The sequence below is a fragment of the Microlunatus flavus genome, assembly GCF_900110855.1.
GTDB classification, from domain to species: domain Bacteria; phylum Actinomycetota; class Actinomycetes; order Propionibacteriales; family Propionibacteriaceae; genus Microlunatus; species Microlunatus flavus.
Genome location: NZ_FOFA01000001.1, coordinates 596,854 through 619,980, shown reverse-complemented (window position 1 = coordinate 619,980; position 23,127 = coordinate 596,854). Strand labels below are relative to the sequence as shown.

The window sequence follows — 23,127 nt, the reverse complement described above, 5'->3', positions numbered from 1 at the left end:
CCCAGCGCGTGCCGTGAGGCACGCGGCAGGAGACGTCCCCGCACGACGCCGGTACGCAGCGCTCTGGTCCCGAGGCTCAGCCTGCACCGCTGTCCCGGTCCCGACCTCGCGCCGCCTCGACGAGGACGCACGCGTCTCCGGGCATGGTCCAGCGCAGTCCGGTCGTGCTTCCCGAGCCCCAGGCGACGCCAGGAGCGCCGGCGGCGATCTCGCGGAGCTCAGTGCGGTCGCCCTGCGGCAGCAGGGCGTCGGCAAGGACCAGACGCTCGTGGGCCACCACCTGCGCGAACCACCGTGCGAACCGCTCGTCGATCAAACCCTTGCCCCACAGCTCCACCGAGACCCTGCCTGCGGCCGTGACCACCTCGATGTCGAGGTAGCTGTCGACCACACCGATCAACGCCTTCCGTCGGCGTAGCTGGACGGCAGCCACCCACTCGTGACGCACATGTCCGATGGCGACTCGTCCGGCAGCGCGCCGCGCAGCCTGCCGTCTGCTCACCGCGTTCGCCGTCGTCGCGACCACCACCCCGAGGGCACGGACTCCAGCCCAGCCACCGCCGGTGTCGAAGGAGGTCGTCAGCCAGGCCAGTCGGCGGTTGGTCACCAGCGCGAGTGTCCCGTCGGGCAGGGACCATCGTTCTGCCCCAGAGCTCGACAGCGAGCAACGCCCACCGGCGATCGGCTCCATCTCCCCCGGGTCCAGGTCGAGGCGCAGGCCGTCGGAGGAGGATGCCTGCTCGTAACGGTGCGACCGATCACCGATCTCCCGCACGTGGACAGTTCGAGCCGGAAGGGCGTCCATCTTTTCGTCCTCTGTCGTCGATGCGAGGGCAGGTGTCAGATCGGCCGGACGGCCATCGGCACCGCGGCGACCATCGCGACGATCCCCCAGACCCAGAGCGGGATGAAGAAGATCGAGTGGTTCTCCCGGTGGTAGCGCACCCCCGCCACCGTTTCGACTCGTTGAGGTCGACTCAGGTGGCGACCGATGAGGAGCAGGCCGATCCCGACGAGGAACAAGGCAATTCCCACCCACGCCGTGTGCGGGCCCAGCTTGGCCAGGAGCGACCAGACGAACAGGCCCAGGATCAAGGTTCCGAAGGCGCGGTAGCTGGAGAAAACGATCACTGAATTCCCCCGAATCAGTGGTGCCTGCTCGCCTCGGACCTTCCGGTCGGACAAGGCGGGCGGGCCCTTCTTGGTAATTAGGGCGTAAATGTACCGAGGGGAAGCGCGCCGAAAGACGGGTTTGCCGGATCGTTATGTGCTGTCGTGAACTAGGCCGGCGGCGTGATCGAGGGAATCAGGCCAGGCGCTCGCGCAGCCAGGCGATGTCGGCGGCCTGACCCTCGGGACCGCCGGGCGTCTCGACGACGACGGGGGCGTCGGCCGCGCGCACGACCGCGACCAGCAGGTCCGGATCGACCTGCCCCTCGCCCAGGTTGGTGTGGCGGTCGGCCCCGGACCCGGCCGCGTCGCGCGAGTCGTTGGCGTGCACGAGGTCGACGCGACCGGTGATCGCGCGGACCCGGTCGACGAGGCCGTCGAGGTCCTCGCCCGCGGCATGCGCGTGGCAGGTGTCGAGGCAGAAGCCGACCCCGGCCCCGCCGCCGTCGCCCACCGCGCCCCAGAGCTGGTCCAGCCGGTCCAGGTGCCGGGCCATGGCGTTGTCGCCGCCGGCGGTGTTCTCGATCAGCAGCGGGACCCTGATCTCCAGGCGCTCGACGCACTTGCGCCAGTTGTCGATGCCCTGCGCGGGGTCGTCCGCCTTGAGCACGTGGCCGCCGTGGACCACCAGCCCGGCGGCCCCCACCTCGGCGGCGGCGTCCAGGTGCTGCTGGAGGAACTTGCGGCTCGGGATGCGGATCCGGTTGTTCGTCGTGGCGACGTTCAGCACGTAGGGCGCGTGGACGTAGAGGCGGATCCCGGCCTTTGTCGCGTCCTTGCGCAGCGCCTCGGCGCCGCCCTCGTACGCCACCTGCGGGCCCTTCCAGGCCTGCGGGTCCCCGAGGAAGAACTGCGCCAGACCGGCGTCGCGGGCCTTGGCCTCCGCGACCGGGTCGACCTGGTCCCCGTGCCCTCCGGCCAGCAGCTGCGTCATGCCCGTGAGGCTAGTGGGCCCCGCCGACAGCGGCGGTGCTCCGGCGGCGGGCAGACGGACGGGCCGGCTCGCTGGGAGCCGGCCCGTCCGGGTCGTTCACTGCTGCGGGTAGCCCTGCCCGTAGGCCTGGGGCTGGCCCTGGCCGTAGCCGGCGCCCGGGGCGCCGTAGCCGGTCTGCGGCGGTCCGTACTGCTCCGCGGCCGGCGTGGTGGCGCTGGCGAGGAAGACGATCACGATGATCCCGCCGACGAGCGGGATCAGGCCGAACAGGATGTACCAGCCCGACCGACCCGTGTCGTGGAGCCGGCGGACGGCGACCGCGAGGCTCGGGACGATCGTGCCGAGCGCGAACAGGCTCAGCAGCGACGACCCGATGTAGCCCAGCGGGCCCATCTGCGGGGTGGCCCCCGTCGCCGAGGACGCCGTCGCCGCGGCGAAGAGGGACGCGCCGGCGAGGGCGTAGAGGACGAAGACCACGACCACCTGAAAGAGGTAGGCCCACCAGTACTCGCCACGGCTGGCGCGGCCGCTGAAGGTGGCGTACTTGGTGAAGAAGCGCTTGATGGCGGCACCGAAGCCGATGCCGTACCAGGGCCAGTCGAGGGGCGGTTCGCCGCCCTGCGTGAAGGAGGACACCGGTGCTACCGCGGCATGTACTGGGCGGTGAGCCCGGTCGCGTACCCGACGACGGCCAGCACGAGGTAGACCGCCGCGACGATGATCCCGACGAACGCGGGCGTGTTCTTGACGCCGGCGTTGCGGGACTGGACGAAGGCGATGATCGACACGATCAGGCCGGCCCACCAGGTGCACGGGATGATCGCGAGGATGAGACCGACGATGCCGAGCGTCTTGCCGGGGTAGGAGGCGGCCGACGGTGGCGGCGCTGCCTGGTACTGCGACATGGGTCTGCTCCTGTGATCTCGACGGACGGCTGAGGGCAGCGAGCGTAGTGGTCCGGGGGTTCGACGAGGCTGTTTTCAACAGGTCCCCCGAGTCGTGATCAAATCTTGATCTTGACCTGGCGACGCCGGCCGGGCGAGCCTCTCGGAGGAGCAACCGTGATCACCGCGAGACCCCTCGTCGCTGCGGACCTCGACGCCGTGGTGGGCCTCCTGCACGCGTACGACCGGCGGTGGTTCGGCGAGCCGGTGCTCAGTGCCGCGGACGTCCGCTCCGAGTGGTCCTCGCCGGCCTTCCGCCTGGCCGAGGACAGCGAGGGCTGGTTCGACGACGGGGACGAGGACGTCGACGCCGACGCCGACGGTGGGGACGAGCACGGGGACGCCGGGACGCTCGTCGCCTTCGGCACGCTGGGCACGCGGGGCGAGGTCGAGGTGGCGGTGGACGAGGCGTGGGAGGACGCGGGGCTGCAGGACGCGCTCCTGGAGCGCTGGGAGGGCGAGGCCCGCCGGCGCGGCTTCCCGGCCGTGCACCGCGAGCTGCCCGCCGACGACCGGGAGGGGCTCGACCGCCTCCTGCGCCGCGGGTGGGTGGCCGAGCGCACCGGTTGGATCCTGCGCCTCGACGCCGACGACGCGCTGGAGCCCGGTCCGCTGCCGGCGGGGTACGCGCTCCGCGAGGTCACCGAGGCCGACGTGCCGGCCGTGCACGCGGTCGTCCGCGACGCGTTCAGCCAGTACGGACCGAGCCGGCGCACGTACGAGGACTGGCGCGCCGGGCTGGTCGACCGGCCGGACGTGGACCTTCGCCACTGGCGGCTCGCCACGCACGCCGGCGAGGTGGTCGGGGCCTGCCTCGTCGTCGACCCCGCGGCGCCCGCACCGGGTGGTCCCGAGGCCGAGGGGGCCGAGGGGGCCGGGGAGGCCTGGGTGCCGCAGGTCGCCGTGGCGGACGCGCACCGTCGCCGTGGGCTGGCGCGGGCGCTGCTGGTGAGCGTGGCCGCGGCGGCACGGGAACGTGGAGTCCCGCGGCTCGGCCTCTACACGCACGAGGGCACCGGGGCGCTCGGGCTGTACGAGCGGATCGGCCTGCGGGTCGTGCACACCCTGACGACCTGCACGCTGGAGCTCTGATCGCGGGCGGGGCGGTCCGGGGCAGTGCTGGGTGGGGCACTGGGTGCGGCCGTCTCGAGGCTGGCGTACCGGGCCCTCGGTGCCCGGGGTCGCGGGATTGGCTCCGGACGAGGGCGAGCAGGTATCTTGGTCCGCTGGTGCGGCGCCCTGCGTCGTGCCGCGGACCTGCCTCCTCGATGGGGGCCGGGTCCAGCATTCGCCCTCCTGCCACGGGGACGTCCCGTGGCCGCAGAGACCAGAGGAGGTGGAGTTAGCGATGCGTCCTTACGAGGTCATGGTCATCTTCGACCCCGACACCGACGAGCGTCAGGTCCAGCCGACGCTCGACCAGCACCTGACCGTCGTCACCAAGAGCGGCGGTTCCGTGGACAACGTGGAGGTCTGGGGCCGTCGGCGCCTGGCCTACGAGATCCGCAAGAAGTCCGAGGGCATCTACGTCGTCCTCAAGGTCACCGCCGAGCCGGCCGACGTCAAGGAGCTGGACCGCCAGTTCACCCTCAACGAGTCGATCATGCGGACGAAGGTTCTCCGGGCCGACGCCCGCTGACCCACGATCCACAGGTCGCCTCGTCCGCCGGAGTTGTCCACAGATCCGGCGGGTGAGGGATCCGCGTGTCAGCCCCGGCTGGCACGCTGATCCACGACGGTCCACGACACAGACGGAGCACCCATGGCAGGCGAGACACCCATCACGCTCATCGGCAACCTGACGGCCGATCCCGAGCTGCGCTTCACCCCGTCCGGGGCGGCGGTCGCGAACTTCACGGTCGCGTCCACCCCGCGCACGTTCGACCGTCAGACCAACGAGTGGCGTGACGGTGACGCCATGTTCCTCAGCTGCTCCGTCTGGCGGCAGGCCGCCGAGAACGTGGCCGAGTCCCTCCAGAAGGGGATGCGCGTCATCGTCTCCGGCCGGCTGAAGTCCCGCAGCTACGAGACCCGCGAGGGCGAGAAGCGCACGGTCTTCGAGGTCGACGTGGACGAGATCGGCCCGGCGCTGCGCTACGCCACGGCCAAGGTCACCCGTACGCAGGGTGGCGGCGGCCAGGGCGGTGGCGGCGGCCAGGGTGGCGGCGGCGGCCGCTCCTACGGGGGCGGCGGCAACGGCGGCGGGGGCAACTCCGGCGGCGGCAACGGCGGGGGCTCCTTCGGGGGCGACCCCTGGGCCACCGGCGGCGGCTCCGGCGGCGGTTCGCGCGGCGGGCAGTCCGGTGGCGGCGACGACCCCTGGGCCACCCCGCAGAACGACGAGCCCCCCTTCTGATCGACAGGGCCCGACCCCTCGGGGTCGGGTCACCGCCCGGTGACGGGCATCCCAGCACCGAGAGGTGCACCGAACGGACCATTCCGGCTCGCGGCACGGACCGCAGCCGGGCTCGAAAGGAGAGCACCACAATGGCCAACGACCGCTCCAGCAAGCGCGAGAAGCCGATCAAGAAGAAGTCGAACCCGCTCCGCAAGGGTCAGGTCATCGACTACAAGGACACCGCGACCCTGCGGAAGTTCATCTCCGAGCGCGGCAAGATCCGCGCCCGCCGGGTGACCGGGCTGTCCGTCCAGGACCAGCGCAAGGTTGCCATCGCCATCAAGAACGCCCGCGAGGTCGCGCTGCTGCCGTACGCCTCGACGGCTCGCTGAGAAGGGGACAGCAGATGAAGCTCATCCTGACGGCCGCCGTCGACAACCTCGGCCTGGCCGGGGACGTCGTCGAGGTCAAGGACGGCTACGGCCGCAACTACCTCGTCCCGCGCGGCTTCGCCATCCGGTGGACCCGTGGCGGCGAGAAGCAGATCGAGGGCATCAAGCGCAGCCGCGACGCGCGCGAGATCCGCGGTCTCGACCACGCCCAGGAGGTGCGTGGCCAGATCGAGGGCCTCGAAGTCACCCTGACCGAGCGGGCCGGCGAGAACGGCCAGCTCTTCGGCTCGGTCACCGCGGCCGAGGTCGCGGCGGCGATCAAGAAGGCCGGCGGCCCGTCCGTCGACCGTCGCTCGGTCCGCATCGAGAAGCCGATCAAGTCGGTCGGCACCCACACGGTGGGCGTCAAGCTCCACGACGCCGTCACCGCGCACGTCAAGCTCGCCGTCACCGCGAGCTGACGAGCAAGGCGCGCTGGCCATGAGGAGCCCGGCAGCGTGATCACGCCCTCCGCGGAGGAGGTCGAGGCACGTCGACGCGGCATCGTGCGGCGCACCCCCTGGGTGGTGCTGCTGGTGCTCCTCATGACCGCGAGCGTCTTCGCGCCGACCGTCGGCGTCCGCGTCGCGACGGAGTTCGGCCGCTCGCTGCTGCCCGCGAGCGCCTTCTTCCTCGCCGCGCAGGCCGGCGGGCCGGGCTTCGGCCCCGTGAGCGACGTCGACTCCCTGGCCGCCGGGCTCAACCTGGCCTACTTCGGCCTCTCCTTCCAGCAGGTCGGCCTCCTGCTGGGCGTCGCCTTCTGCTGGGTCCTCGTCGTCCCCGACGTCGGCCGCTGGGTCCGGCGCCTCGCGCTCGTCGGTGGCTGGTGCCTGGCGATCAGCGCGCCCGTCGTGATCATCGCCTACCAGCTCATCGAGGGCGGCGGGGTCGCGGCCTACCTCGGCGGTGCCTGGGTCTTCTCCCTGCTCGCCGGGCTCGTCCTCGTCGGCGGTGCCCGCCTGGCCAAGCGCCGGCTCGACAGCACCTGGTACTGGTCCAAGCCCGACTGGAACGGCTGAGCGTGGCGCAGGACCCCCGCCCCGCGCTGGCCGAGCTGCTCGACCTCGCCCCGCACCCCGAGGGCGGCTGGTTCCGCCGGACCTGGACCACGGGCGTCGCGGTGCGGCGGGCGGATGCTGCGGCCGGCACGGTCGAGCGCGACGGCACCGAGGACCCGGACGCACGGCCCAGCGCGACCGCCATCCACTACCTGCTCTGCGCGGGCGAGCAGTCGCAGTGGCACCTGGTCACCAGCGACGAGCTGTGGCTGCACCACCGCGGCGCCCCGCTCGAGCTGCGGCTCGGCGGCAGCGGACCGGAGCCGTCCGCGGCGACGACCCTCGTCCTCGGCAGCGTCGTCGAGGCCGGTCAGCAGCCGCAGGTGCTCGTGCCCGCCGGGACCTGGCAGGCCGCCGGTCCGGCCGCGGACGACGTGCTCGTCTCCTGCGTCGTCTCGCCCGGCTTCGACTTCGCCGACTGGCGCCTCGCCGCCCCCTGAGGGCGGGTCAGCGCCGGCGCGCGGACAGCACGCCGGCGTGGCTCAGCCAGGACAGGACCGAGCGCGACGAGAGCGCCGACAGCACCGAGCCGACCGACATCCACGACGCGATCGACAGGATCGAGCCCGCGCTGCCGATCGACAGGACCGACCCGACGCTGCCGACCGACAGGATCGAGCCGACGCTGCCGATGGACAGGACCGAGCCGCTCGAGCCGATCGACAGGACCGAGGGCCGGTGGTGGGTCATCCCGCCAGTCTGACCCTCGCAGCCCCCTCCTGTCAGGAGTGCAGCGCCTCGTCGAGCAGGTCCTCGAGGCGCCGGCGCACCCCGTCGGCGTCGAGGTCGGGGCGTCGGCGGACGAGCTCGGACACGATGGGCAGCGGCTCGGGCAGGAAGCCCAGCGCGTCCAGGCAGACCCAGTAGCGCCACGCGTCCGGGTCGGGGTCCAGCCGCCCGCCGCGCCGCTCGTACGCCTGGCGGAACGCGAGCGCGTCGTCGACCGAGTGCAGCATCGCGAAGTTGGCGCACGCGTGGGCGACGTCGAGGTCCGACGGGCCCCAGGCGCACTCGGCCCAGTCGATGAGCCCGGTGACGGCGTCGCCCGACCAGAGCACGTTGCCGGGGTGGAAGTCGCGGTGGATCAGGTGCTGCCGCGTCGGCGGGGCCGGGGCGGCGTACCGCTCGATCGCCTCCGCCCACAGCGCCGGGCGGCGGCTCCAGCCCGGCACGGCGACGGCGGCCGGCACCCACGGGTTGAAGGCCCTGGGTCGTCGCGGAGCCTCGGAGACGTCGACCGCGTGCACCCCGACCGCCAGGGCGGCGAGCGCGTCCATGGCGTGGGGCCCGAGCCGGTCCAGACGGACCCGTCCGGGCAGGAACGTCGTCAGGTTGGCCCAGCCGCCGGTCGCCGTGCCGTCCGGGTCGCTGGCCAGCAGCCGCGGCGAGGGGAACGGCGCGGTCTCGACGAGCCGGCAGCCCAGGGCCTCCCGCGCCACCCAGTCCTCGGCGTCGGCGGCGTAGGGGTGCGCGGGGTGCAGCCAGCGCAGGATCGCGTCGCCGGAGGAGGTGCTCACGCGCCAGATCGCGCCCGTGATGCCGCCCGTGATGGGCGCGGTCTCGCGGACCTCGGCGCCCAGCGCCGCCTCGCACCATCGCCGCACCGCGGGGGGCAGCACGGCCGAGGGGCCCGTCGGACCGGTCAGTGGGCGAGCGCCCGGCGGCGCAGCAGCTCCGCCTTGGCGTAGGCACCGATCTGGCGGGTGGCCATGCCGTCGACGACCGCCCCGACGCCACCGCCGAGCAGCGGCACCCGGCGGGTGACCACGAGGGCGAGGTTCTTGCCGCCGATGCGGCTCATCAGGTCCGCCAGCACGGCGTCGGCGACCTGCCGGTCGAGCGCGGCGTCGAAGACGGGTGCCGTGGCGATCGCCATCGGCGAGGTCGGCAGGGAACCGTCGCCGATCCGCTTGGCGACCTCCTCGCCGCCCAGCAGGCACATGACGAGGGCCGTGCGAACGCGCAGGTCGTTGACGTCGTAGCCGCGCAGGTGCGCGATCGCGGCCACCATGCGGACCTGGACCACGGCCACGCCGGTGAGGTTGGCCGGGATGGCGACGGGCAGCGCCGCCAGGCCGCCGAGGTTCGTCACGAACCCCTGGGCCGAGGCGAGGCGGACGTGGTGCGCGACGACCGCGTCGATCGCGTCCTCCACCGAGCCGCCGTGGCGCTGCAGGTGCTTGGCGGCGACCGTCCGGGCGCCGGGGAGCTTGCCGGGACCGTCGATGGCGAGCTCGAGCACGCGGCGCAGCGTCCCGCCGGCGGCGGCCGGGTTGACGGTGCGCGCGACCGGTCCGATCCCGCGCGCGATCGCGCGGCCGACCTCTTGTGCAGTGGGCATGTTGCTCCTGCCTCTCGACGTGGGCCAGCGTACGTGGCGGCGGAGCCCTGGCTGACCGGCGCGGACCCGGAGCCCACCCTGACCGCCACGGCGGGCCGGTACGAGGAAGACTGGCCCGGTGCGAGGGCGGGAGCAGCGGTGACGGCGCGCCCGCGCCGCGTCGTCGGCCCCTTCGGCCCGCCCGAGAGCTGGCCCGACGACGACCTCGTCGCCGTGTCGCACGACATCGACGCCGATCTCACTCTCGCCGGGTACGCGTCCGGCGTCTTCCCGATGCCCCTGCAGCCGGGGCTGATGGGCTGGTGGTCGCCGGTGGACCGCGGGGTGCTCCCGCTCGACGCCTTGCGGGTGACGCGGTCGCTGCGCAAGACTGCGCGGCGCTACGAGATCCGCGTCGACACCGCGTTCGACGAGGTCCTGGCCCGCTGCGCCGACCCGCGCCGGCCCCGCGGGTGGATCGACGAGCAGGTCGTGGAGGTCTACACCCGGCTGCACCGGCAGGGCGTCGTCCACTCCGTCGAGGCGTGGGCCGGCGAGGACCTGGTCGGCGGGCTGTACGGGGTGAGCCTGGGCGGGCTGTTCGCGGGGGAGTCGATGTTCCACGACCCGGAGCGCGGGCGGGACGCGTCGAAGGCGGCGCTCGTGGCCCTGGTCGACCTCCTGCGCCCCGACGAGCCCGGGGAGCCGGGCGCGCCGGTGGCGTCGCGGCTGCTCGACGTGCAGTGGCGCACCGACCACCTCGCCAGCCTCGGCGTGGTCGAGGTGCCCCGCCCGGAGTACCTGGGTCGGCTCCGGCAGGCGCTCGCCGCACCGGGTCCGACCTGGGGGAGCGGTCCCGTGCGGAGCGCGGTGGGATGATGGCGCCGTGCCGGAGATGCCCGAGGTCGAGTCGCTCGCGCGGTTCCTGCGCGAGCGCTGCGTCGGCCACACCATCGCCGACGTCGAGCTCGCTGCCTTCAGCGCGCTGAAGACGTACGACCCGCCGCTGTCCGCGCTGCGCGGCCTCGAGATCGACGACGTCACCCGGCACGGGAAGTTCATCGACATCTCGGCCCAGGGGCTGCACCTCGTCTTCCACCTCGCGCGGGCGGGCTGGCTGCGCTGGAGCGAGGAGCTGCCGACGGCGCCGGCCCGGCCGGGCAAGGGCCCGCTCGCGCTGCGGCTCCGCCTCGACGACGGGTCCGGCTTCAACCTCACCGAGGCGGGCACGCAGCGCAAGCTCGCGGTGCACGTCGTCAGCGACCCGCAGCAGATCGCGATGGTCGCGACCCTCGGGCCCGAGCCGCTCGACCACGCCTTCGACCGCGCCGCCCTCGACGCGCTGCTGGACCACGCCGGGCGCGCCCAGCTCAAGGGCGTGCTCAAGGACCAGCGCGTCATCGCCGGGATCGGCAACGCCTACTCCGACGAGATCCTGCACGCCGCGAAGCTGAGCCCGTTCAAGCCGGCGAGCTCGCTGACCGACGAGGAGCGCGACACGCTCCTGGCCGCGATCAAGGGCGAGCTGACCGGGGCCGTCACCCGTGCAGAGGGCCTCGCCGCCAAGGACCTCAAGGCGGAGAAGAAGTCCGGCATGCGCGTGCACGGCCGCGCCGGCGAGGCGTGCCCCGTCTGCGGGGACACGGTCGCCGAGGTCTCCTTCGCCGACTCGTCGCTGCAGTACTGCCCGACCTGTCAGACCGGCGGCAAGAAGCTGGCCGACCGCCGGTTGTCCAAGCTGCTGCGCTGAACCCGTCCGGTCGTGGCGCCGCCTAGGCTCGTCGGCATGGTGAACGAGGTGCGCGACGTCCAGCCCGGCGAGGCCCAGCAGCTGATCGACCAGGGCTGGCGCCTCATCGACGTCCGCACCGACGCGGAGTGGGCGCAGGGCCGCATCGCCGGCGCCCACCACGTGCCGATGGACCAGGTCGTCGAGGAGATCGGCGCGCACACCGAGCACCCGCTGCTCGTCGTCTGCGCCTCCGGCGGCCGTTCGTACCGGGTCGCCCAGTACCTGGCGGCCCAGGGCTTCGAGGCCGCGAACCTCGACGGCGGCCTGCACGCCTGGGAGGACGCGGGCCTGCCGGTCGAGCGCTGAGCCGGCCCGCCCTTTCTTCTTGCCCCGCCCCGCACGAACCGCTGAGGGACGACGAGGTTCCCGGCTCCCGCGGTGTCGTCCGTCAGCGGTTCGCGGGCGGTGGGCTCGGGCTGAGCTGCGGGCGTGCTACTCCGGGCGGTTCCGGACGGGGCCGCCGATGACGTACGGCGTGGTGACGCCGGTGTACATGAGGTGGACGACCATGCCGTCGGCGGCGTGCTCGAGGTTGTGGCAGTGGTCCATCCAGATGCCCGGGTTGTCGGCGACGAAGGCGACGTCGTAGGTGGCGCCGTCGGCGACGTCCAGCGAGTCGAACCACCACGGGCTGCCCGTCGCCGCGACGCCGTCGCGGGCGAGGACCACGGCGTGGTGGCCGTGCAGGTGCATCGGGTGCGCCTCCCCGGAGTGGTTGTCCAGGTGCACGGTGACGACGTCGCCGGAGCTGACCATCATCATCGGGATGTTCGGGTAGAGGTGGCCGTTCACGGACCACCACAGGCCCGGCCTGCCGTCGACGAAGCCGGGGCGGTGCCCGATCGAGTACCGGAACCGCCGCGTGGCGGTGGCCGGGTCGAAGCCCACGGGGGCGGGTGAGCCGTACGACAGCAGGTCGACCTGCGCGGTGGGCTGCGGGGGCGGCGCGACGTCCGGTGCGCCGTCGGGGCCCACGACCACGGCGAGGCCCTTCGACACCTGCACGCGCACGGCCGACCCGTCGGTCGGGACGGTGAGCCCGAGGTCGACCCGGCCGCCCGCCGTCAGCGTGTACGCCGGCCCGCTCACCGGCGTCGGGCGGTTCACGTCGTGGCCGTCGACCGCCAGCACCGTGTAGGGCGCGCTGCCCCAGACCTGGACCAGGCCGTTGTCGGTGTTCACCAGCCGCAGCCGGACGCTCCGGCCCGGTGCCGTGACGACGTGCTGGTCGCCCGCGACGCCGTTCAGCGTGCGCACGCCCCCGTAGGTGTGGCTGAGCGCGAGGGCGTCGACCTGCTGCGCCACCGCCGGGCGCGGCGTGACGACCAGCGCACCCAGCAGGCCGCCGGCCACCTGCGCGGCGGACAGCTGGTGGGAGTGGTACCAGTACGTGCCCGCGTCCTCGGCGACGAAGCGGTAGACGTGGTCGTGGCCCGGGAGCACCGCGTCCTGGGTGACGCCGGCCGTGCCGTCCTCGGCGTTGGGCACGTCCACCCCGTGCCAGTGCAGCGCGACGCCGTCGGCCACGTCGACGTTGCGCAGGTGCACCTCGACGAGCTGGCCCTGCACCGCGCGGATCGTCGGGCCGGGGGACGTGCCGTTGAGGGTGAAGCCGGGCACCGCCTTCGCGCCCAGCGCGAGCGTCGCCCGGGCGGCCGCGAGGTCGACCCGCACGTCGGCGCGCCGTACGGGGTCGGCGACCAGCTGCTCGACCGAGAGCCGCGGCTGCCCGGCCGTCTCGCCGTGGTCGTGCGCGAACGTCCCCGGCCCGCCGCCGTAGTCCGCCGCACCCATCTGCAGCACCGAGTAGCGCTCGGGGACCAGGCTCGCGAACCACAGCCAGCCGAGCGGTGCCAGCACGAGGACGGTCGCGAGCACCGCGACGAGCGTGCGGCGACGGACGACCGGGGTCTGCCCCTCCACGGGCGGGGCCCCGGCTCAGGCGACGGGCGTGGCGACCCGGGCGGGCTCGTCCACGACGCTTGTCGCGCTGCCCACCCGCATGGCGGCGGTGACGGCCACGCCGAACAGCACCAGGGCCAGCGCGCCGTGCACCGCGCCGAGCGCCGGCAGCGAGTGGGAGAAGATCCCGAGCGCGACCTGCACGACCACGGTGCCCAGCACGATCAGCGCCCACCGGACCCCGCCGGGGACGTGCGCGAAGAAGGACACGACCAGCAGGGCCAGGGCGACGACGGGGATGACCAGCTGCCCCCCGACGCCGTGGGCCATGAGCCCGCCGACGCCCGGGAAGCCGTCGGAGTTCTTGTCCACGGCACCCCCGCCGTCGATGTACTTCGCGAGCCCGAACAGCGCGTACGCGATGGACGCGGCCTGCACGGCCACGAGCGCGGCGACGGCGTACGCCAGGACCCGGTAGACGTTCTTCATGCGTTCCCCCTGGATGAAGCGACCCTGAGAACAGGATGGTCGAATCCGGGAGGGACGTCAGCCCGATCTGATACCGCTGCGCCCGTCAGGGGCGGATGGGCCCTCGCGGGTTGTCGGACCTTGACAGCGGCCGCGTGACGGGGTGAACCAGCGCTAGCGCGCTGGCGCGAGGCGGACGGCCGACACCTCGGCGGGCGCCAGCCGGCGCCCGTCGGGGGCCGTGAAGGACAGCGTCACCGGCTCGCCGGTCGCGGCCTCGACGAACACCGACGCCGGTCCCTCGGGTGCCGGGCGGTGCTGGTCGCCCCAGGCGTTGAGCGCGCCCAGGACCAGCCGCAGCTCCTCGCCCGCCGGGGTGAGGACGTACTCCTCGCGCTCGCGACCCCCGTCCACCCGGTAGGGCCGGCGCTCCATGACGCCGTGCTCCACCAGCGTGGCGAGCCGGTCGGCCAGCACGTCGGGGGCGACGCCGAGCGCCTGGCGGAACTCGGTGAACCGCGTGCGGCCCCACAGCGCCTCGCGCACCACCAGCAACGTCCACTTCTCGCCGAGCACCTGGAGGCTGCGCGCGATGGAGCAGCGGACGCCGTCGTCTGCCTTGGTCACCATGCCGTCGAGCGTACCTCGGTTGGTTTAGCCAATCCAGGATGCTAGGTTGCCTTCACCAACCCAGCATCGGCCGCACCCGGCGGCCGCGCGGAGCCCGGAGGACGACATGCGCACGACGAGCCGTCGCACCAGCTTCTGGACGGCGGCGGCGGTCGCCGCCCTCGCGCTGTGGACCAGCGCTGCGCCGAGCGTGAGCTATCCGCTGTACGCGGCCGCCTGGCACCTCACCCCGGCCACGACCACCGCGATCTTCGCGGTCTACCCGGTGGTGCTGGTGGTCGTCCTGGTCGTCTTCGGCGACCTGTCCGACCACGTCGGGCGGCGCGCCTCGATCCTGCTCGGGCTGGCCGCGATGCTGGTCGGCGCCGTGCTGCTGGCGGTGGCGCCCGCCGTGGGCTGGGTCTTCGCCGGCCGGGCGTTCATGGGCCTGGGCGTCGGGCTCTCGCTGAGCCCCGCGTCGGCCGCCATGGTCGACCTGAGCCTCCCCGCGCAGGTCTCGCGGGCCGGTTCGGTCACCACCGCGGCGACCGCCACGGGTCTGGCCCTCGCCACGCTCGTCGGCGGCGCGCTGGTGCAGCACGCGCCGGCCCCGCTGCACCTCCCCTTCGTGGTGCTCGCCGTGGTCGTGACGGCCGTCCTCGTCCTCGCCTGGTTCCTGCCGCGCCCCACGCCGAGCGTCGGCCTCGGTCCGTGGCGGCCGCGCGGGCTCGTCGTCCCGCGGGGCCTGCGCGGGGTCTTCGCCGCGTCCGCCACGTCCGTGACCGCGGCGTACGCGCTCGGCGCGGTGGTGCTGGCCCTCGGCGCGCAGATCGCGCGCCAGCTCGTGGGGTCGGCCGACGCGCTCGTGATCGGCGCGATCCTCTCCGTCTCCGCGATCGCCATCGGGGTGGTCGCGGTCGCGGCGCGCCGGCTGCCGGCCCGGGTGCTGGTGCCGGGCGGTGCGGCGGGTTCCGTGGTCGGGCTCGGGCTGCTGACGCTCTCGGCCGCCACCCACTCGCTCGCGCTGTTCCTGGCGGCCTCCGCGGTAGCGGGGGTGGGCTACAGCCTGAACTTCCTCGGCGGGCTCACCCTGGTCAACACCTTCGCGCCCCGCCGCCACCGGGCCGGGATGCTCTCGTCGGTCCTGGTCGTCGCGTACCTCCTGCAGGGCGCGACCGCGCTGCTGCTCGGGGCGGCGGCCACGGTGTCCGGGCTCCAGGTCGCCCTCGACCTCGGCTCGCCCGCGATCGGCCTCGTCTGCGTCGCCGCCCTCGTCCTCGTCCTCACCCTCGCGCGGCCCGGCCGGGCCGTCGCCGCCGATCCCACCCCTGTTCCGACCCCTGTTCCCACCACCGCCCAGGAAGGGCCCCTCGCATGACCACCACCTCCACCAGCCCGTCCACCCCCGGCCTCCTCGCCGGCGCCACCGTCCTCGTCACCGGCGCCAACGGGGGCCTCGGCCGCGAGTTCGTCGCCCAGGTGCTCGAGCGCGGCGCCGTCAAGGTGTACGCCAGCGCCCGCTCGCCGCAGGCCTGGGACGACCCCCGCGTGGTCCCGCTGCCGCTGGACGTGACCGACGCGGAGTCCGTCGCGCGGGCCGCGGCCACGGCCGCCGACACGACCGTCGTGGTCAACAACGCGGGGGTCACCGCGGCCGCGCCGATCGCGACGGGGGAGATGCAGGTGCTGCGCGACGTCTTCGAGACCAACTTCTTCGGCGCGGTGGCCGTCGCGCAGGCCTTCGCCCCGGTGCTCGCCGCGCACGGCGGCGGCGCGCTGCTCAACGTGCAGTCGGTGCTCAGCTGGGTCGGCCTGGCCGGGGCGTACAGCGCGTCCAAGGCGGCGTTCTGGTCGGCGGGCAACTCGCTGCGCCTCGAGCTCGCCCCGCAGGGGACGCAGGTGACCAACCTGCACTTCGGCTACACCGACACCCCGATGGCCAGCCAGGTCGACGCACCCAAGAACGACCCCGCCGACGTCGTGCGCGCCGCGCTCGACGGCCTCGAGGCCGGACGGTTCGAGGTGCTGGCCGACCAGGTCGCCGCCGACGTCAAGGGGCGCCTGTCGGCCCCCGTCGAGGAGCAGTACCCGGGCCTGGCCGCCTGACGGTCGACGCCCGCGACCCGGCTCCCGCGCCGCTCAGACCGGGTCGCGGCTGATCGGGCAGGACATGCAGCGGGGGCCGCCGCGGCCGGAACCGAGCTCGGAGCCGGCGATCCGGATGACCTCGATCCCGGCCTGCTCGAGGCGCGCGTTGGTCTCGAGGTTGCGCTCGTACGCGACCGCGAGCTTGGGCCCGACGGCCAGGGTGTTGTTCCCGTCGTCCCACTGCTCGCGCTCGGCGGTCACGGGGTCGAGCCCGGTGTCGATCACGCGCAGCTCGTCGATCCCCATCGCCTCGGCCGCGGCCTCGACGAAGGGCGCGGTGGGGGAGATCCGCAGCTCGCCGTCCGGACCGTCGTCGCCGGGCCGCACGGCGACGGCCGAGAGGCGGTGGGCGACGTTCGGGTACATGACCACGGCGTCGACGTCGACCATCGTGCAGATGGTGTCGAGGTGCATCGTGGCGCGGTCCTGGTCGATGGGGACGGCCAGCACGGTGCGCGCCAGCCCGCGCTCGAAGACGGTGCGGGCCAGCCGCTCCACCCCCGCGGGCCGGGTGCGCTCGCCCACGCCCACGGCGAGCACGCCGTCGGCGAGGGCGAGGACGTCCCCGCCCTCGAGGAACTCCCGGTCGGGCCCGTGCAACCGCTCCGTGCCCGCGAAGCGGGGGTGGAACGTGTAGATGAGGTCGGTCAGCTGGGTCTCGCGGAGCCGCGCGGGCATGGCGAGGGACGTGACGACCGGCCGGTCCTGGACCCAGACGCTCGAGTCGCGGGTGAAGAGCAGGTTGGGCAGCGGGTCGATGACGAAGTCGTCGGGCCCGCTCAGCGCCGTGACGAGGCTGTTCGTCGGGCCGATCTCGGCCACGGCCAGGCCGGCCATCAGCACGTCGGCGAGCTGCTCGGCGTCGAGGTCGGCGAGGTAGCCCTCGAGGTAGCCCCGCAGGCTGTCGCCCAGCCGGATCCCGGTGAGCGTCTTGTCCACGGCGACCGCACGCGCCTCCGGCCCGGCGAGGGTCTGCGCGAGCAGCTCGCTGAGGTAGAGCACCTCGACGCCGTGCGTCCGCAGCGCCTCCGCGAACGCGTCGTGCTCCTCCTGCGCCCGGTCGACCCAGGGCAGGCCGTCGAAGAGCAGCGCGTCGTTGTTGCGCGGGGTCAGCCGGCGCAGCTCGTTGCCCGGCCGGTGCAGCATCACCGTGCGGAGCCGTCCGACCTCGGTCGCGACCCCGGCCCGCGGCGTCGTCTGCGTCTGGTCCTCGCTCACGACCGCGACCCTAGCGGCCTCCGTCGGGCGCGTCAGCCTCGTGCCGGGCGAAGGTCTCGTACGCCTCCAGCACGCCGGTGAGGTAGCGCAGCACGACCTCCCGGTCGTGCGGGTCCAGGTCTGCCGCCACCCCGTCGAGGGCCTCGAGCAGCGGGCGCAGCTCGCCGGCGACCTGGCCGAGCGTGGACGTGCTGGCGTGCAGCTGCACGCGGCGCCGGTCGACCGTGTCGCGCCGGCGCTCGACGTGGCCGGCCCGCTCCAGCCGGTCGACGAGCTCGGTCGTCGCGCCCGGGGTGATGCCCAGCCGGCCGCTGAGCTCGCGCGGACCGATCGGCTCCGGCGCGAAGGTCAGGTGCGTCATCGCCGCGAGGTCGGTGGAACCGATGGCCAGCCGGGCGGCGAGCGCGCCCTCGGCGTCGCCCATCGCCGTCTGCAGCCGGCGGAGCACCCGGGTCGGCTCGTCGGTCGTCCACCCCTGGCCCGGCCGCCGGCCGTCCTGCGGCGTGCCCTCGGGCCGCTGCTCGTCCTGCTCGTCCACGGCCTTATCCTACCGAACCTTAGGCCGCCAAATCGTATGGTTACCTCAACACCTGCTATCCTCGAGCCATGAGCACGCGCCAGCACGAGATGCAGCCGAGCCGTACGGCACGTCGGCGTGGGACCACGCCCGCAGGTGCCGCGCTGGTCGTCCTCGCCGTCGGGCAGGTCGTGGCCGGGGGCCTGGTGAGCCTGGCCGACTCGCCCCTGATGCAGCCCGACCGCCCCGGTGAGCCGGCGATCACGCCGCCCGGCTACGCCTTCGCCATCTGGGGCGTCATCGAGCTCCTCAGCCTGGGGCTCGCGCTCTGGCTGCCGTGGTTCCGGCGCCGCGCCGAGGAGGCCGGGGTGGCGGTGGTCGACGCCCTGACCCGCGCGCTGCTCGTGGTCTTCGCCGGCTTCAGCGTGTGGCTCGTCGCCTCGGTCGCCGAGCCCGTCTGGGCGACCCTCGCCGTGTTCCTCGTGATGGGCGTCGCCCTGGTCCTCGGCCTCTCGGTCGCGGTGCGCGGGCGCGGGGAGATCGCCTCCTGGTCCCCGCTCGGGCGCGCGCTCGTCTGGGGCACCCTCGGCCTCTACGCGGGCTGGAGCACGGTGGCCATCTGGCTCAACCTGACCACCGCCCTCGCCTTCAGCGGTGCGCCCGTGTCCGGGACGCCCGGGGTCGTCGGCCAGCTGGCCGTCCTCGCCGGGGCCACCGCGACCGCCGTGGTCGTCCTGCTCCGCACCCGGGGCCTGCTGCCGTACGCCGCCGCCGTCGCCTGGGCGCTCGTCGGCGCCACGCTCGGTGCCGCCGGCGCCGGGCAGCCGCTGCTGGCCGTCGCCGCGGCCGTCGGCCTCGTCGTGGTCCTCGCGACCACCGCCGTCCTCCGGCTGCGGCGGGCGCAGCGCCCCGCGCGCGCCTGACCCGTCGCAGCCGGAGCCCGTTCCCTGTGGGCGGGTTCGCAGACGCCGACCTCTTCGAGGCCCTTCGACAGGCTCAGGGAGCGTCCTCCAGACCCGGCGCGAGCGCGGACGCTCCCTGAGCTCGTCGAAGGGCCCGAAACGGGTCGGCGTCCGAAACGGGGGCGACCCGGTGTCCCCCGTGGGGGCGACACGTGAGCGACACCCGCAGAGCAGATGTCGGGCTTTCGCCCGGAGGCCGCGAGAATGACGGCACCATGACGGTTCCCACGACGTCGCTGCGCTCCGACGAGACCCCCATCCTGCTGTTCCCCGAGGTCTTCGAGCGCGGCGGCGGGCTGCAGCGCTCGGTCCAGGAGCGCGCCACGCTCTTCGCCGAGCGCTGGGAGCGCGTGCTGCTGCTGACGACCGGCTTCACCCCCCGCTGGGCGGAGGTGCCGGAGCAGCTCAAGGAGCGCGGCAGCCTGCACCCGCGCGTCGAGGTCCGCAACTTCTTCGCCCACAGCACGTGGGTCTCGCGGCTCGGCGTGCCGCCCAAGGACGCGTACGCCGTGCCCGAGGAGGACGGCGAGGTCGTCACCCGGGCGCAGAAGCAGGCGGGGGCGAAGCCGTTCCGGCTCGCCGACTTCCGCCCCGGCGAGCGCTTCCCCTTCCGCTTCCGCTACTTCGACACCGACGGCAAGCTGCTGCTGACCACCAAGACCGGGCCGCGCAGCAAGCACGAGCAGAGCGGGGTCGACGCCGAGGGCCGCAAGGTGAGCTGGCCGGAGATCGTGGCCGGCTGGGTGGACGACGAGATCGCCGGCCTGCCGTCGCCGGTGCTGTTCTCGCTCCAGCGTGGCTTCACCGACCCGGTCCTGCTCGAGTCGCAGCGCGCCTACCGCAAGGTCGCGTCGCTGCACAACTGCCACTACAACGACCCCGACGACCGTTCCAGCGGCATCCGCCCGAGCTTCCGGCTGCTCTTCGCCAACGCCGCAAAGGTCGACCAGATCGTCGTCCAGACCCAGCAGCACCTGACCGAGCTGCGCGAGGACGTCCCGTGGGCGCCCCTGCGCGCGATCCGCTACCCCGGGCGCGACCCGCACCAGGCGCCGGTCGAGAAGGACCCGACGCTGGTCGTCCTCGTCTCCCAGCTGATCGAGCGCAAGCGGGTGGACCACGCCGTGCGCGCCTTCGTCGACGTGGTGCGCGCCGTGCCCGAGGCGCGGCTGGAGATCTACGGCGAGGGCCCGCTGCAGGCCCGGCTCGGGGCGCTCGTCGAGGAGCTCGGCCTGGGCGGCTCCGTACGGCTGATGGGCTACTCGCTGGGCGTCGGCGAGGCCCAGGCCCGCGCGGCCTGCGTGCTGCTCACCTCGACCTTCGAGGGCTCGCCGCGGGTCGTCACCGAGAGCATGAGCCGCGGGACGCCCGCGGTCGCGTACACGATCCGCTACGGACCGCGCGACCTCATCCGCGACGGCGTGGACGGGCTCCTGGTCGAGCGGCACGAGCCCGCCGCCCTGGCCGAGGCGATCATCTCCCTGGTCTCCGACCCCGAGCGCGTCGTCGAGATGGGCCGGCGCGCCGCCGAGGTGGTCGACCGCTTCCCGGTCGCGGAGTTCGAGCGCGCCTGGCACGACGTCCTCACCGAGCCGGCCCGTCCCCGTTCGGTGATCTCGCGGGCTCGGGAGCTCGCGCAGCGGGCCCGGACCTCGCGGGCGGGCCGCCGGGTCCGCCGTCTCGCCCGGGGCCTGGCGCACCGGCGCACGCCCACGGGCCGCCGGCCCTCGAGCCTGCCCGCCTCGTCGGTCCCGCGCGTCGGCTGAGGGGGGTCCGCCGGGCACTACCCTGGGCGCCGTGAGTGTCCCTTCGGCGCGGGTGGCGTGCATCATCCCCGCCAAGGACGAGCAGGAGCGCATCGGCGCGACGGTCACCGCCGCGCGGGGCCTGCCCGGCGTCGAGACGGTCGTCGTCTGCGACGACGGGAGCTCCGACGCCACCGCCCAGCACGCCGGTGCCGCCGGGGCCGTCGTGGTCTCGCACGAGCGCAACCGGGGCAAGGCGGCGGCGGTCGAGTCCGCCGTGAACGGGCTCGGTGTCCTCGAGCAGCGCGACCGCAGCCCGGAGGCGACGATCCTGCTGCTGCTCGACGCCGACCTGGGCGCGACCGCGGCCCGCTGCGCCCCGCTCGTCGAGGCCGTCGTGGCCGGGCGCGCCGCCCTGGCGATCGCCGTCCTGCCGCCGCAGCAGACCGCCGACGGCCAGCAGGCCGGCGGGATGGGCCTGGTCACCGGCACCGCCCGCCGCGGCATCGAGGAGCTGACCGGGTGGAGCCCGCGGGCGCCGCTGTCGGGCCAGCGCTGCCTGACCCGGAGGGCGTTCGAGCTCGCCAGTCCGCTCGCCCCGGGATGGGGTATGGAGGTGGGCATGACGATCGACGTGCTCCGCGCCGGGCTCGTCGTCGAGGAGGTCGACGTCGACCTGACCCACCGCGCGACGGGCACGGACCTCGCCGCGCAGCTGCACCGCGCGAGCCAGCTCAAGGACGTGACGCGCGCGCTCGCCGCGCGCGGGCTCGTGCGCAACCAGCTCCGCGACCTCTCCGCCGAGGGCGTGTCCGGCCTGCTCAAGCGCCTCGGCCGCGGCTCCCGGTGAGCACGACCCCCGCTGTCCGGCGCCGCACCGCTCCGCACCGCGCGGGGCAGCGGCCGGGCTCCCGCCGGCACGCGGGCAGCGCCGGCAACCCGTCGCGGCGGCGGCAGGTCTACGCCCCGACCGTGTGGCACCGCGACCACCGCTGGGGCCTCGCCGGCATCGTGGGCGCCACCGTCGTGACCATCGCGGTCGGCTTCCTCGGGCCATCCGCGGTCGCCCTGACCCTCGGGCCGCGGCGGAGCTACCTGCCGCCCTGGTACCTGCCGGCGGGCGTCATCCCGGTCCCGGACGAGTGGCTGGTCTCCGCCCTCATCTGGTTCGCGATCCTGCTCGGCGCCGCCGGCCTGCTCGTCGCCCTGCGCGCGCTCGCCGACGGCTGGCGGCCCCGGCCCAAGCGGCTCTTCCTGCTCGGCAGCGGGCTCAGCCTCGCCACCATCACCGTGCCCCCGCTGACGTCGGCCGACGTGCTCATGTACGCGGCGTACGGGCGGCTCCAGGCGATCGGGCGCGACCCGTACGAGATCACCCCGGCCGAGGTGTTCCGCGGGCAGTTCGACCCGGTGCTGCGCTGGACGGAGCGGCCCTGGCAGGACACGCCCAGCGTCTACGGGCCGATCAACTCCTGGCTGCAGCTGCTCGCCAACACACTCGGCGGCGAGAACATGCACGACATCGTCTTCTGGCTGCAGGTCTTCGCCGTGGTGCCGTTCATCGTGGCCGGTGGCCTGATCATCCTCATGGCCCACGGGGACCGGCAGCGCCAGGCGCGGGCCGCGCTGATGGGCATCTGCAACCCGCTGCTCATCTGGGCCGTCGTCGCCGGCGCGCACAACGAGGCGATCTCGGTGATGTTCGCGGTGGCCGGGCTGCTGTTCATGCGGCGCAACGCCTTCGTCGCCGGGCTCGGGATCGGGCTCGCGGGCTGCGGCAAGGTGAGCATCGGCATCTGGGGCCTCGCCATGCTCTGGGCCTACCGACGCGAGCCCAAGAAGGCGCTGCTGCTCTGCCTCGGCACCGCCATCCCCATGGGCTGGGCGTACGTGGTCTGGCAGCCGACGGCCTTCTTCCAGGCGCTGCGCAACGGCGGCTACGTCTCGGTCGGCTCGTGGGCCGCCCCCTTCTACACGCTGTTCGCGCAGTTCATGTCGAGCGCGAACGCCAAGATCGTCGTCGGCGTCATCTCGTACGCGGGCCTGTTCGTGATCGGCTGGATGCTGTCGCGCGTCGTGCCGTGGGTCGCGGCGCCCGGCCTGCCCAAGGGCGCCGACGTCACCCGCGACCCGCTGACCATCGCGCTGCGGACGTCGCTGGTGCTCTCGGTGGCGTGGCTGGTCACCTCGATGTACACGCTGTCCTGGTACGACCTGATCGCCTGGATGCCCCTGGCCGTCATCGGCCCGAGCAAGCTCGACCGGCTCATGATCATCCGCGGGGCGCCGCTGTCGCTCGCCTACGTCCCGGGGCGGGCGATCGACGTCGGGCACGCGCTCGACGTGACCGCGCACCGCATCCGCGACACGCTCTCGCCGACCGTGCAGATCCTCGTGCTCATCGCCATCGTCTGGTGGTGGCGCAGGCCGCGGCGTCCCGAGCTGTTCCCGCTGCGCCGGGCGAAGACGCCGAGCGGGGGCACGGCGACCGACCCGCCGCTCGTCGGTGAACCCGTGCCGGCGACCGGCGCCCCGGCGGCGGGGGCGGTCGCCGCCTCCTGAGCGCTGCCG

The 23,127-nt window shown here is 74.1% G+C and carries 29 protein-coding genes; 16 read left to right on the top strand and 13 right to left on the bottom strand.

Annotation, left to right across the window (positions count from 1 at the left end; translation table 11 throughout):
* Positions 1-76 precede the first annotated feature (76 nt).
* The 5 genes from BMY04_RS03050 to BMY04_RS03030 form a co-directional block, all read right to left on the bottom strand.
* Entirely contained in the window at positions 77-805 is a 729-nt protein-coding gene (locus tag BMY04_RS03050) for a hypothetical protein (protein ID WP_091177605.1), read from the bottom strand.
* 35 nt (positions 806-840) lie between these two features.
* A complete protein-coding gene (locus BMY04_RS03045; RefSeq protein ID WP_091177604.1) occupies positions 841-1,131 on the bottom strand; it encodes a hypothetical protein in 291 nt (96 codons plus the stop codon).
* Positions 1,132-1,306: 175 nt separating this feature from the next.
* Complete coding sequence (locus tag BMY04_RS03040) at positions 1,307-2,104, bottom strand: deoxyribonuclease IV (protein ID WP_091177603.1); 798 nt, start codon at positions 2,102-2,104, stop codon at positions 1,307-1,309.
* A gap of 96 nt (positions 2,105-2,200) precedes the next feature.
* Entirely contained in the window at positions 2,201-2,740 is a 540-nt protein-coding gene (locus BMY04_RS03035) for a DUF805 domain-containing protein (RefSeq protein WP_091177602.1), read from the bottom strand.
* A 5-nt stretch (positions 2,741-2,745) separates the two neighbouring features.
* Entirely contained in the window at positions 2,746-3,009 is a 264-nt protein-coding gene (locus BMY04_RS03030; RefSeq protein ID WP_091177601.1) for a hypothetical protein, read from the bottom strand.
* 156 nt (positions 3,010-3,165) lie between these two features.
* Between BMY04_RS03030 and BMY04_RS03025 the strand changes: the two genes are divergently transcribed.
* From BMY04_RS03025 to BMY04_RS02995, 7 genes are all read left to right on the top strand, one after another.
* Positions 3,166-4,140 (top strand): GNAT family N-acetyltransferase, encoded by a 975-nt coding sequence (locus tag BMY04_RS03025; protein ID WP_091177600.1) that lies wholly within the window; start codon positions 3,166-3,168, stop codon positions 4,138-4,140.
* Positions 4,141-4,396: 256 nt separating this feature from the next.
* Positions 4,397-4,687: a 30S ribosomal protein S6 gene (gene rpsF / locus BMY04_RS03020; protein WP_091177599.1), complete on the top strand. Its 291-nt coding sequence runs from the start codon at positions 4,397-4,399 to the stop codon at positions 4,685-4,687.
* A 123-nt stretch (positions 4,688-4,810) separates the two neighbouring features.
* Complete coding sequence (locus BMY04_RS03015) at positions 4,811-5,404, top strand: single-stranded DNA-binding protein (protein WP_091177598.1); 594 nt, start codon at positions 4,811-4,813, stop codon at positions 5,402-5,404.
* A 131-nt stretch (positions 5,405-5,535) separates the two neighbouring features.
* The gene (gene rpsR / locus BMY04_RS03010) at positions 5,536-5,778 is read left to right on the top strand and encodes a 30S ribosomal protein S18 (protein WP_091077672.1); all 243 of its coding nucleotides are present in this window, start codon (positions 5,536-5,538) and stop codon (positions 5,776-5,778) included.
* 14 nt (positions 5,779-5,792) lie between these two features.
* Complete coding sequence (gene rplI / locus BMY04_RS03005; protein WP_091177597.1) at positions 5,793-6,239, top strand: 50S ribosomal protein L9; 447 nt, start codon at positions 5,793-5,795, stop codon at positions 6,237-6,239.
* Positions 6,240-6,275: 36 nt separating this feature from the next.
* The gene (locus BMY04_RS03000; RefSeq protein WP_091177596.1) at positions 6,276-6,836 is read left to right on the top strand and encodes a hypothetical protein; all 561 of its coding nucleotides are present in this window, start codon (positions 6,276-6,278) and stop codon (positions 6,834-6,836) included.
* 2 nt (positions 6,837-6,838) lie between these two features.
* Positions 6,839-7,315, top strand: coding sequence for a cupin domain-containing protein (locus BMY04_RS02995; protein WP_091177595.1), 477 nt, complete (start codon positions 6,839-6,841; stop codon positions 7,313-7,315).
* 7 nt (positions 7,316-7,322) lie between these two features.
* Here the strand turns inward: BMY04_RS02995 and BMY04_RS02990 are convergent, their stop codons facing one another.
* The 3 genes from BMY04_RS02990 to BMY04_RS02980 are packed head-to-tail and all read right to left on the bottom strand — an operon-like array spanning position 7,323 to position 9,216.
* The gene (locus tag BMY04_RS02990; RefSeq protein ID WP_091177594.1) at positions 7,323-7,565 is read right to left on the bottom strand and encodes a hypothetical protein; all 243 of its coding nucleotides are present in this window, start codon (positions 7,563-7,565) and stop codon (positions 7,323-7,325) included.
* 32 nt (positions 7,566-7,597) lie between these two features.
* Positions 7,598-8,494, bottom strand: a complete 897-nt coding sequence (locus BMY04_RS02985) for a phosphotransferase family protein (protein ID WP_170853961.1) — start codon at positions 8,492-8,494, stop codon at positions 7,598-7,600.
* Between the two features lie 23 nt (positions 8,495-8,517).
* Positions 8,518-9,216 carry an EcsC family protein gene (locus tag BMY04_RS02980; RefSeq protein WP_091177592.1) on the bottom strand — a complete coding sequence of 233 codons (699 nt, stop codon included), beginning with the start codon at positions 9,214-9,216 and terminating at the stop codon, positions 8,518-8,520.
* A gap of 138 nt (positions 9,217-9,354) precedes the next feature.
* Here BMY04_RS02980 and aat point away from each other — a divergent pair, with 138 nt between their 5' ends.
* Genes aat through BMY04_RS02965 form a run of 3 tightly spaced genes read left to right on the top strand, consistent with a single transcriptional unit; the run spans position 9,355 to position 11,293 of the window.
* Positions 9,355-10,074: a leucyl/phenylalanyl-tRNA--protein transferase gene (gene aat, locus BMY04_RS02975; RefSeq protein ID WP_091177910.1), complete on the top strand. Its 720-nt coding sequence runs from the start codon at positions 9,355-9,357 to the stop codon at positions 10,072-10,074.
* A 7-nt stretch (positions 10,075-10,081) separates the two neighbouring features.
* On the top strand, positions 10,082-10,945 hold the full coding sequence (locus BMY04_RS02970; protein WP_091177591.1) for an Fpg/Nei family DNA glycosylase: 864 nt from the start codon (positions 10,082-10,084) through the stop codon (positions 10,943-10,945).
* Positions 10,946-10,981: 36 nt separating this feature from the next.
* Positions 10,982-11,293 (top strand): rhodanese-like domain-containing protein, encoded by a 312-nt coding sequence (locus BMY04_RS02965; RefSeq protein ID WP_091177590.1) that lies wholly within the window; start codon positions 10,982-10,984, stop codon positions 11,291-11,293.
* A gap of 126 nt (positions 11,294-11,419) precedes the next feature.
* Here BMY04_RS02965 and BMY04_RS02960 read toward each other — a convergent pair whose 3' ends face one another.
* The 3 genes from BMY04_RS02960 to BMY04_RS02950 all read right to left on the bottom strand — a co-directional run bounded on the left by BMY04_RS02960 (position 11,420) and on the right by BMY04_RS02950 (position 13,987).
* On the bottom strand, positions 11,420-12,910 hold the full coding sequence (locus BMY04_RS02960; protein ID WP_091177589.1) for a multicopper oxidase family protein: 1,491 nt from the start codon (positions 12,908-12,910) through the stop codon (positions 11,420-11,422).
* Between the two features lie 15 nt (positions 12,911-12,925).
* Positions 12,926-13,378, bottom strand: coding sequence for a COX15/CtaA family protein (locus tag BMY04_RS02955; RefSeq protein WP_091177588.1), 453 nt, complete (start codon positions 13,376-13,378; stop codon positions 12,926-12,928).
* Between the two features lie 153 nt (positions 13,379-13,531).
* Complete coding sequence (locus tag BMY04_RS02950) at positions 13,532-13,987, bottom strand: winged helix-turn-helix transcriptional regulator (RefSeq protein ID WP_091177587.1); 456 nt, start codon at positions 13,985-13,987, stop codon at positions 13,532-13,534.
* A 106-nt stretch (positions 13,988-14,093) separates the two neighbouring features.
* On the opposite strand from BMY04_RS02950, the gene BMY04_RS02945 reads away from it, so the two are divergent.
* Positions 14,094-15,344 carry an MFS transporter gene (locus BMY04_RS02945; protein ID WP_091177586.1) on the top strand — a complete coding sequence of 417 codons (1,251 nt, stop codon included), beginning with the start codon at positions 14,094-14,096 and terminating at the stop codon, positions 15,342-15,344.
* The gene (locus tag BMY04_RS02940) at positions 15,341-16,072 is read left to right on the top strand and encodes an SDR family oxidoreductase (RefSeq protein ID WP_091177585.1); all 732 of its coding nucleotides are present in this window, start codon (positions 15,341-15,343) and stop codon (positions 16,070-16,072) included. Before BMY04_RS02945 ends, BMY04_RS02940 begins: the two co-directional genes overlap by 4 nt.
* Before the next feature lie 33 nt (positions 16,073-16,105).
* Here BMY04_RS02940 and BMY04_RS02935 read toward each other — a convergent pair whose 3' ends face one another.
* Together BMY04_RS02935 and BMY04_RS02930 are read right to left on the bottom strand one after the other, a co-directional pair.
* Positions 16,106-17,332, bottom strand: a complete 1,227-nt coding sequence (locus BMY04_RS02935; protein ID WP_269766186.1) for an arginine deiminase — start codon at positions 17,330-17,332, stop codon at positions 16,106-16,108.
* A 10-nt stretch (positions 17,333-17,342) separates the two neighbouring features.
* On the bottom strand, positions 17,343-17,870 hold the full coding sequence (locus BMY04_RS02930) for a MarR family winged helix-turn-helix transcriptional regulator (protein ID WP_091177584.1): 528 nt from the start codon (positions 17,868-17,870) through the stop codon (positions 17,343-17,345).
* 68 nt (positions 17,871-17,938) lie between these two features.
* Between BMY04_RS02930 and BMY04_RS02925 the strand changes: the two genes are divergently transcribed.
* From BMY04_RS02925 to mptB, 4 genes are all read left to right on the top strand, one after another.
* The gene (locus BMY04_RS02925; protein ID WP_198409901.1) at positions 17,939-18,772 is read left to right on the top strand and encodes a hypothetical protein; all 834 of its coding nucleotides are present in this window, start codon (positions 17,939-17,941) and stop codon (positions 18,770-18,772) included.
* Between the two features lie 254 nt (positions 18,773-19,026).
* Positions 19,027-20,577: a glycosyltransferase gene (locus tag BMY04_RS02920; RefSeq protein WP_091177583.1), complete on the top strand. Its 1,551-nt coding sequence runs from the start codon at positions 19,027-19,029 to the stop codon at positions 20,575-20,577.
* Between the two features lie 31 nt (positions 20,578-20,608).
* A complete protein-coding gene (locus tag BMY04_RS02915) occupies positions 20,609-21,406 on the top strand; it encodes a glycosyltransferase (RefSeq protein ID WP_232506060.1) in 798 nt (265 codons plus the stop codon).
* Positions 21,403-23,118, top strand: coding sequence for a polyprenol phosphomannose-dependent alpha 1,6 mannosyltransferase MptB (mptB, locus tag BMY04_RS02910; protein WP_170853960.1), 1,716 nt, complete (start codon positions 21,403-21,405; stop codon positions 23,116-23,118). The genes BMY04_RS02915 and mptB overlap by 4 nt, the downstream gene beginning before the upstream one ends.
* Positions 23,119-23,127 lie beyond the last annotated feature (9 nt).

What these genes read in the sequence shown, in the direction of transcription:
- BMY04_RS03050 (WP_091177605.1), bottom strand. Translation starts at nt 805, where the DNA reads ATGGACGCCCTTCCGGCTCGAACTGTCCACGTGCGGGAGATCGGTGAT.
- BMY04_RS03040 (WP_091177603.1), bottom strand. Translation starts at nt 2,104, where the DNA reads ATGACGCAGCTGCTGGCCGGAGGGCACGGGGACCAGGTCGACCCGGTC.
- BMY04_RS03030 (WP_091177601.1), bottom strand. Translation starts at nt 3,009, where the DNA reads ATGTCGCAGTACCAGGCAGCGCCGCCACCGTCGGCCGCCTCCTACCCC.
- rpsF (WP_091177599.1), top strand. Translation starts at nt 4,397, where the DNA reads ATGCGTCCTTACGAGGTCATGGTCATCTTCGACCCCGACACCGACGAG.
- BMY04_RS03015 (WP_091177598.1), top strand. Translation starts at nt 4,811, where the DNA reads ATGGCAGGCGAGACACCCATCACGCTCATCGGCAACCTGACGGCCGAT.
- rpsR (WP_091077672.1), top strand. Translation starts at nt 5,536, where the DNA reads ATGGCCAACGACCGCTCCAGCAAGCGCGAGAAGCCGATCAAGAAGAAG.
- rplI (WP_091177597.1), top strand. Translation starts at nt 5,793, where the DNA reads ATGAAGCTCATCCTGACGGCCGCCGTCGACAACCTCGGCCTGGCCGGG.
- BMY04_RS02990 (WP_091177594.1), bottom strand. Translation starts at nt 7,565, where the DNA reads ATGACCCACCACCGGCCCTCGGTCCTGTCGATCGGCTCGAGCGGCTCG.
- BMY04_RS02980 (WP_091177592.1), bottom strand. Translation starts at nt 9,216, where the DNA reads ATGCCCACTGCACAAGAGGTCGGCCGCGCGATCGCGCGCGGGATCGGA.
- BMY04_RS02965 (WP_091177590.1), top strand. Translation starts at nt 10,982, where the DNA reads ATGGTGAACGAGGTGCGCGACGTCCAGCCCGGCGAGGCCCAGCAGCTG.
- BMY04_RS02955 (WP_091177588.1), bottom strand. Translation starts at nt 13,378, where the DNA reads ATGAAGAACGTCTACCGGGTCCTGGCGTACGCCGTCGCCGCGCTCGTG.
- BMY04_RS02950 (WP_091177587.1), bottom strand. Translation starts at nt 13,987, where the DNA reads ATGGTGACCAAGGCAGACGACGGCGTCCGCTGCTCCATCGCGCGCAGC.
- BMY04_RS02945 (WP_091177586.1), top strand. Translation starts at nt 14,094, where the DNA reads ATGCGCACGACGAGCCGTCGCACCAGCTTCTGGACGGCGGCGGCGGTC.
- BMY04_RS02940 (WP_091177585.1), top strand. Translation starts at nt 15,341, where the DNA reads ATGACCACCACCTCCACCAGCCCGTCCACCCCCGGCCTCCTCGCCGGC.
- BMY04_RS02925 (WP_198409901.1), top strand. Translation starts at nt 17,939, where the DNA reads ATGAGCACGCGCCAGCACGAGATGCAGCCGAGCCGTACGGCACGTCGG.
- BMY04_RS02920 (WP_091177583.1), top strand. Translation starts at nt 19,027, where the DNA reads ATGACGGTTCCCACGACGTCGCTGCGCTCCGACGAGACCCCCATCCTG.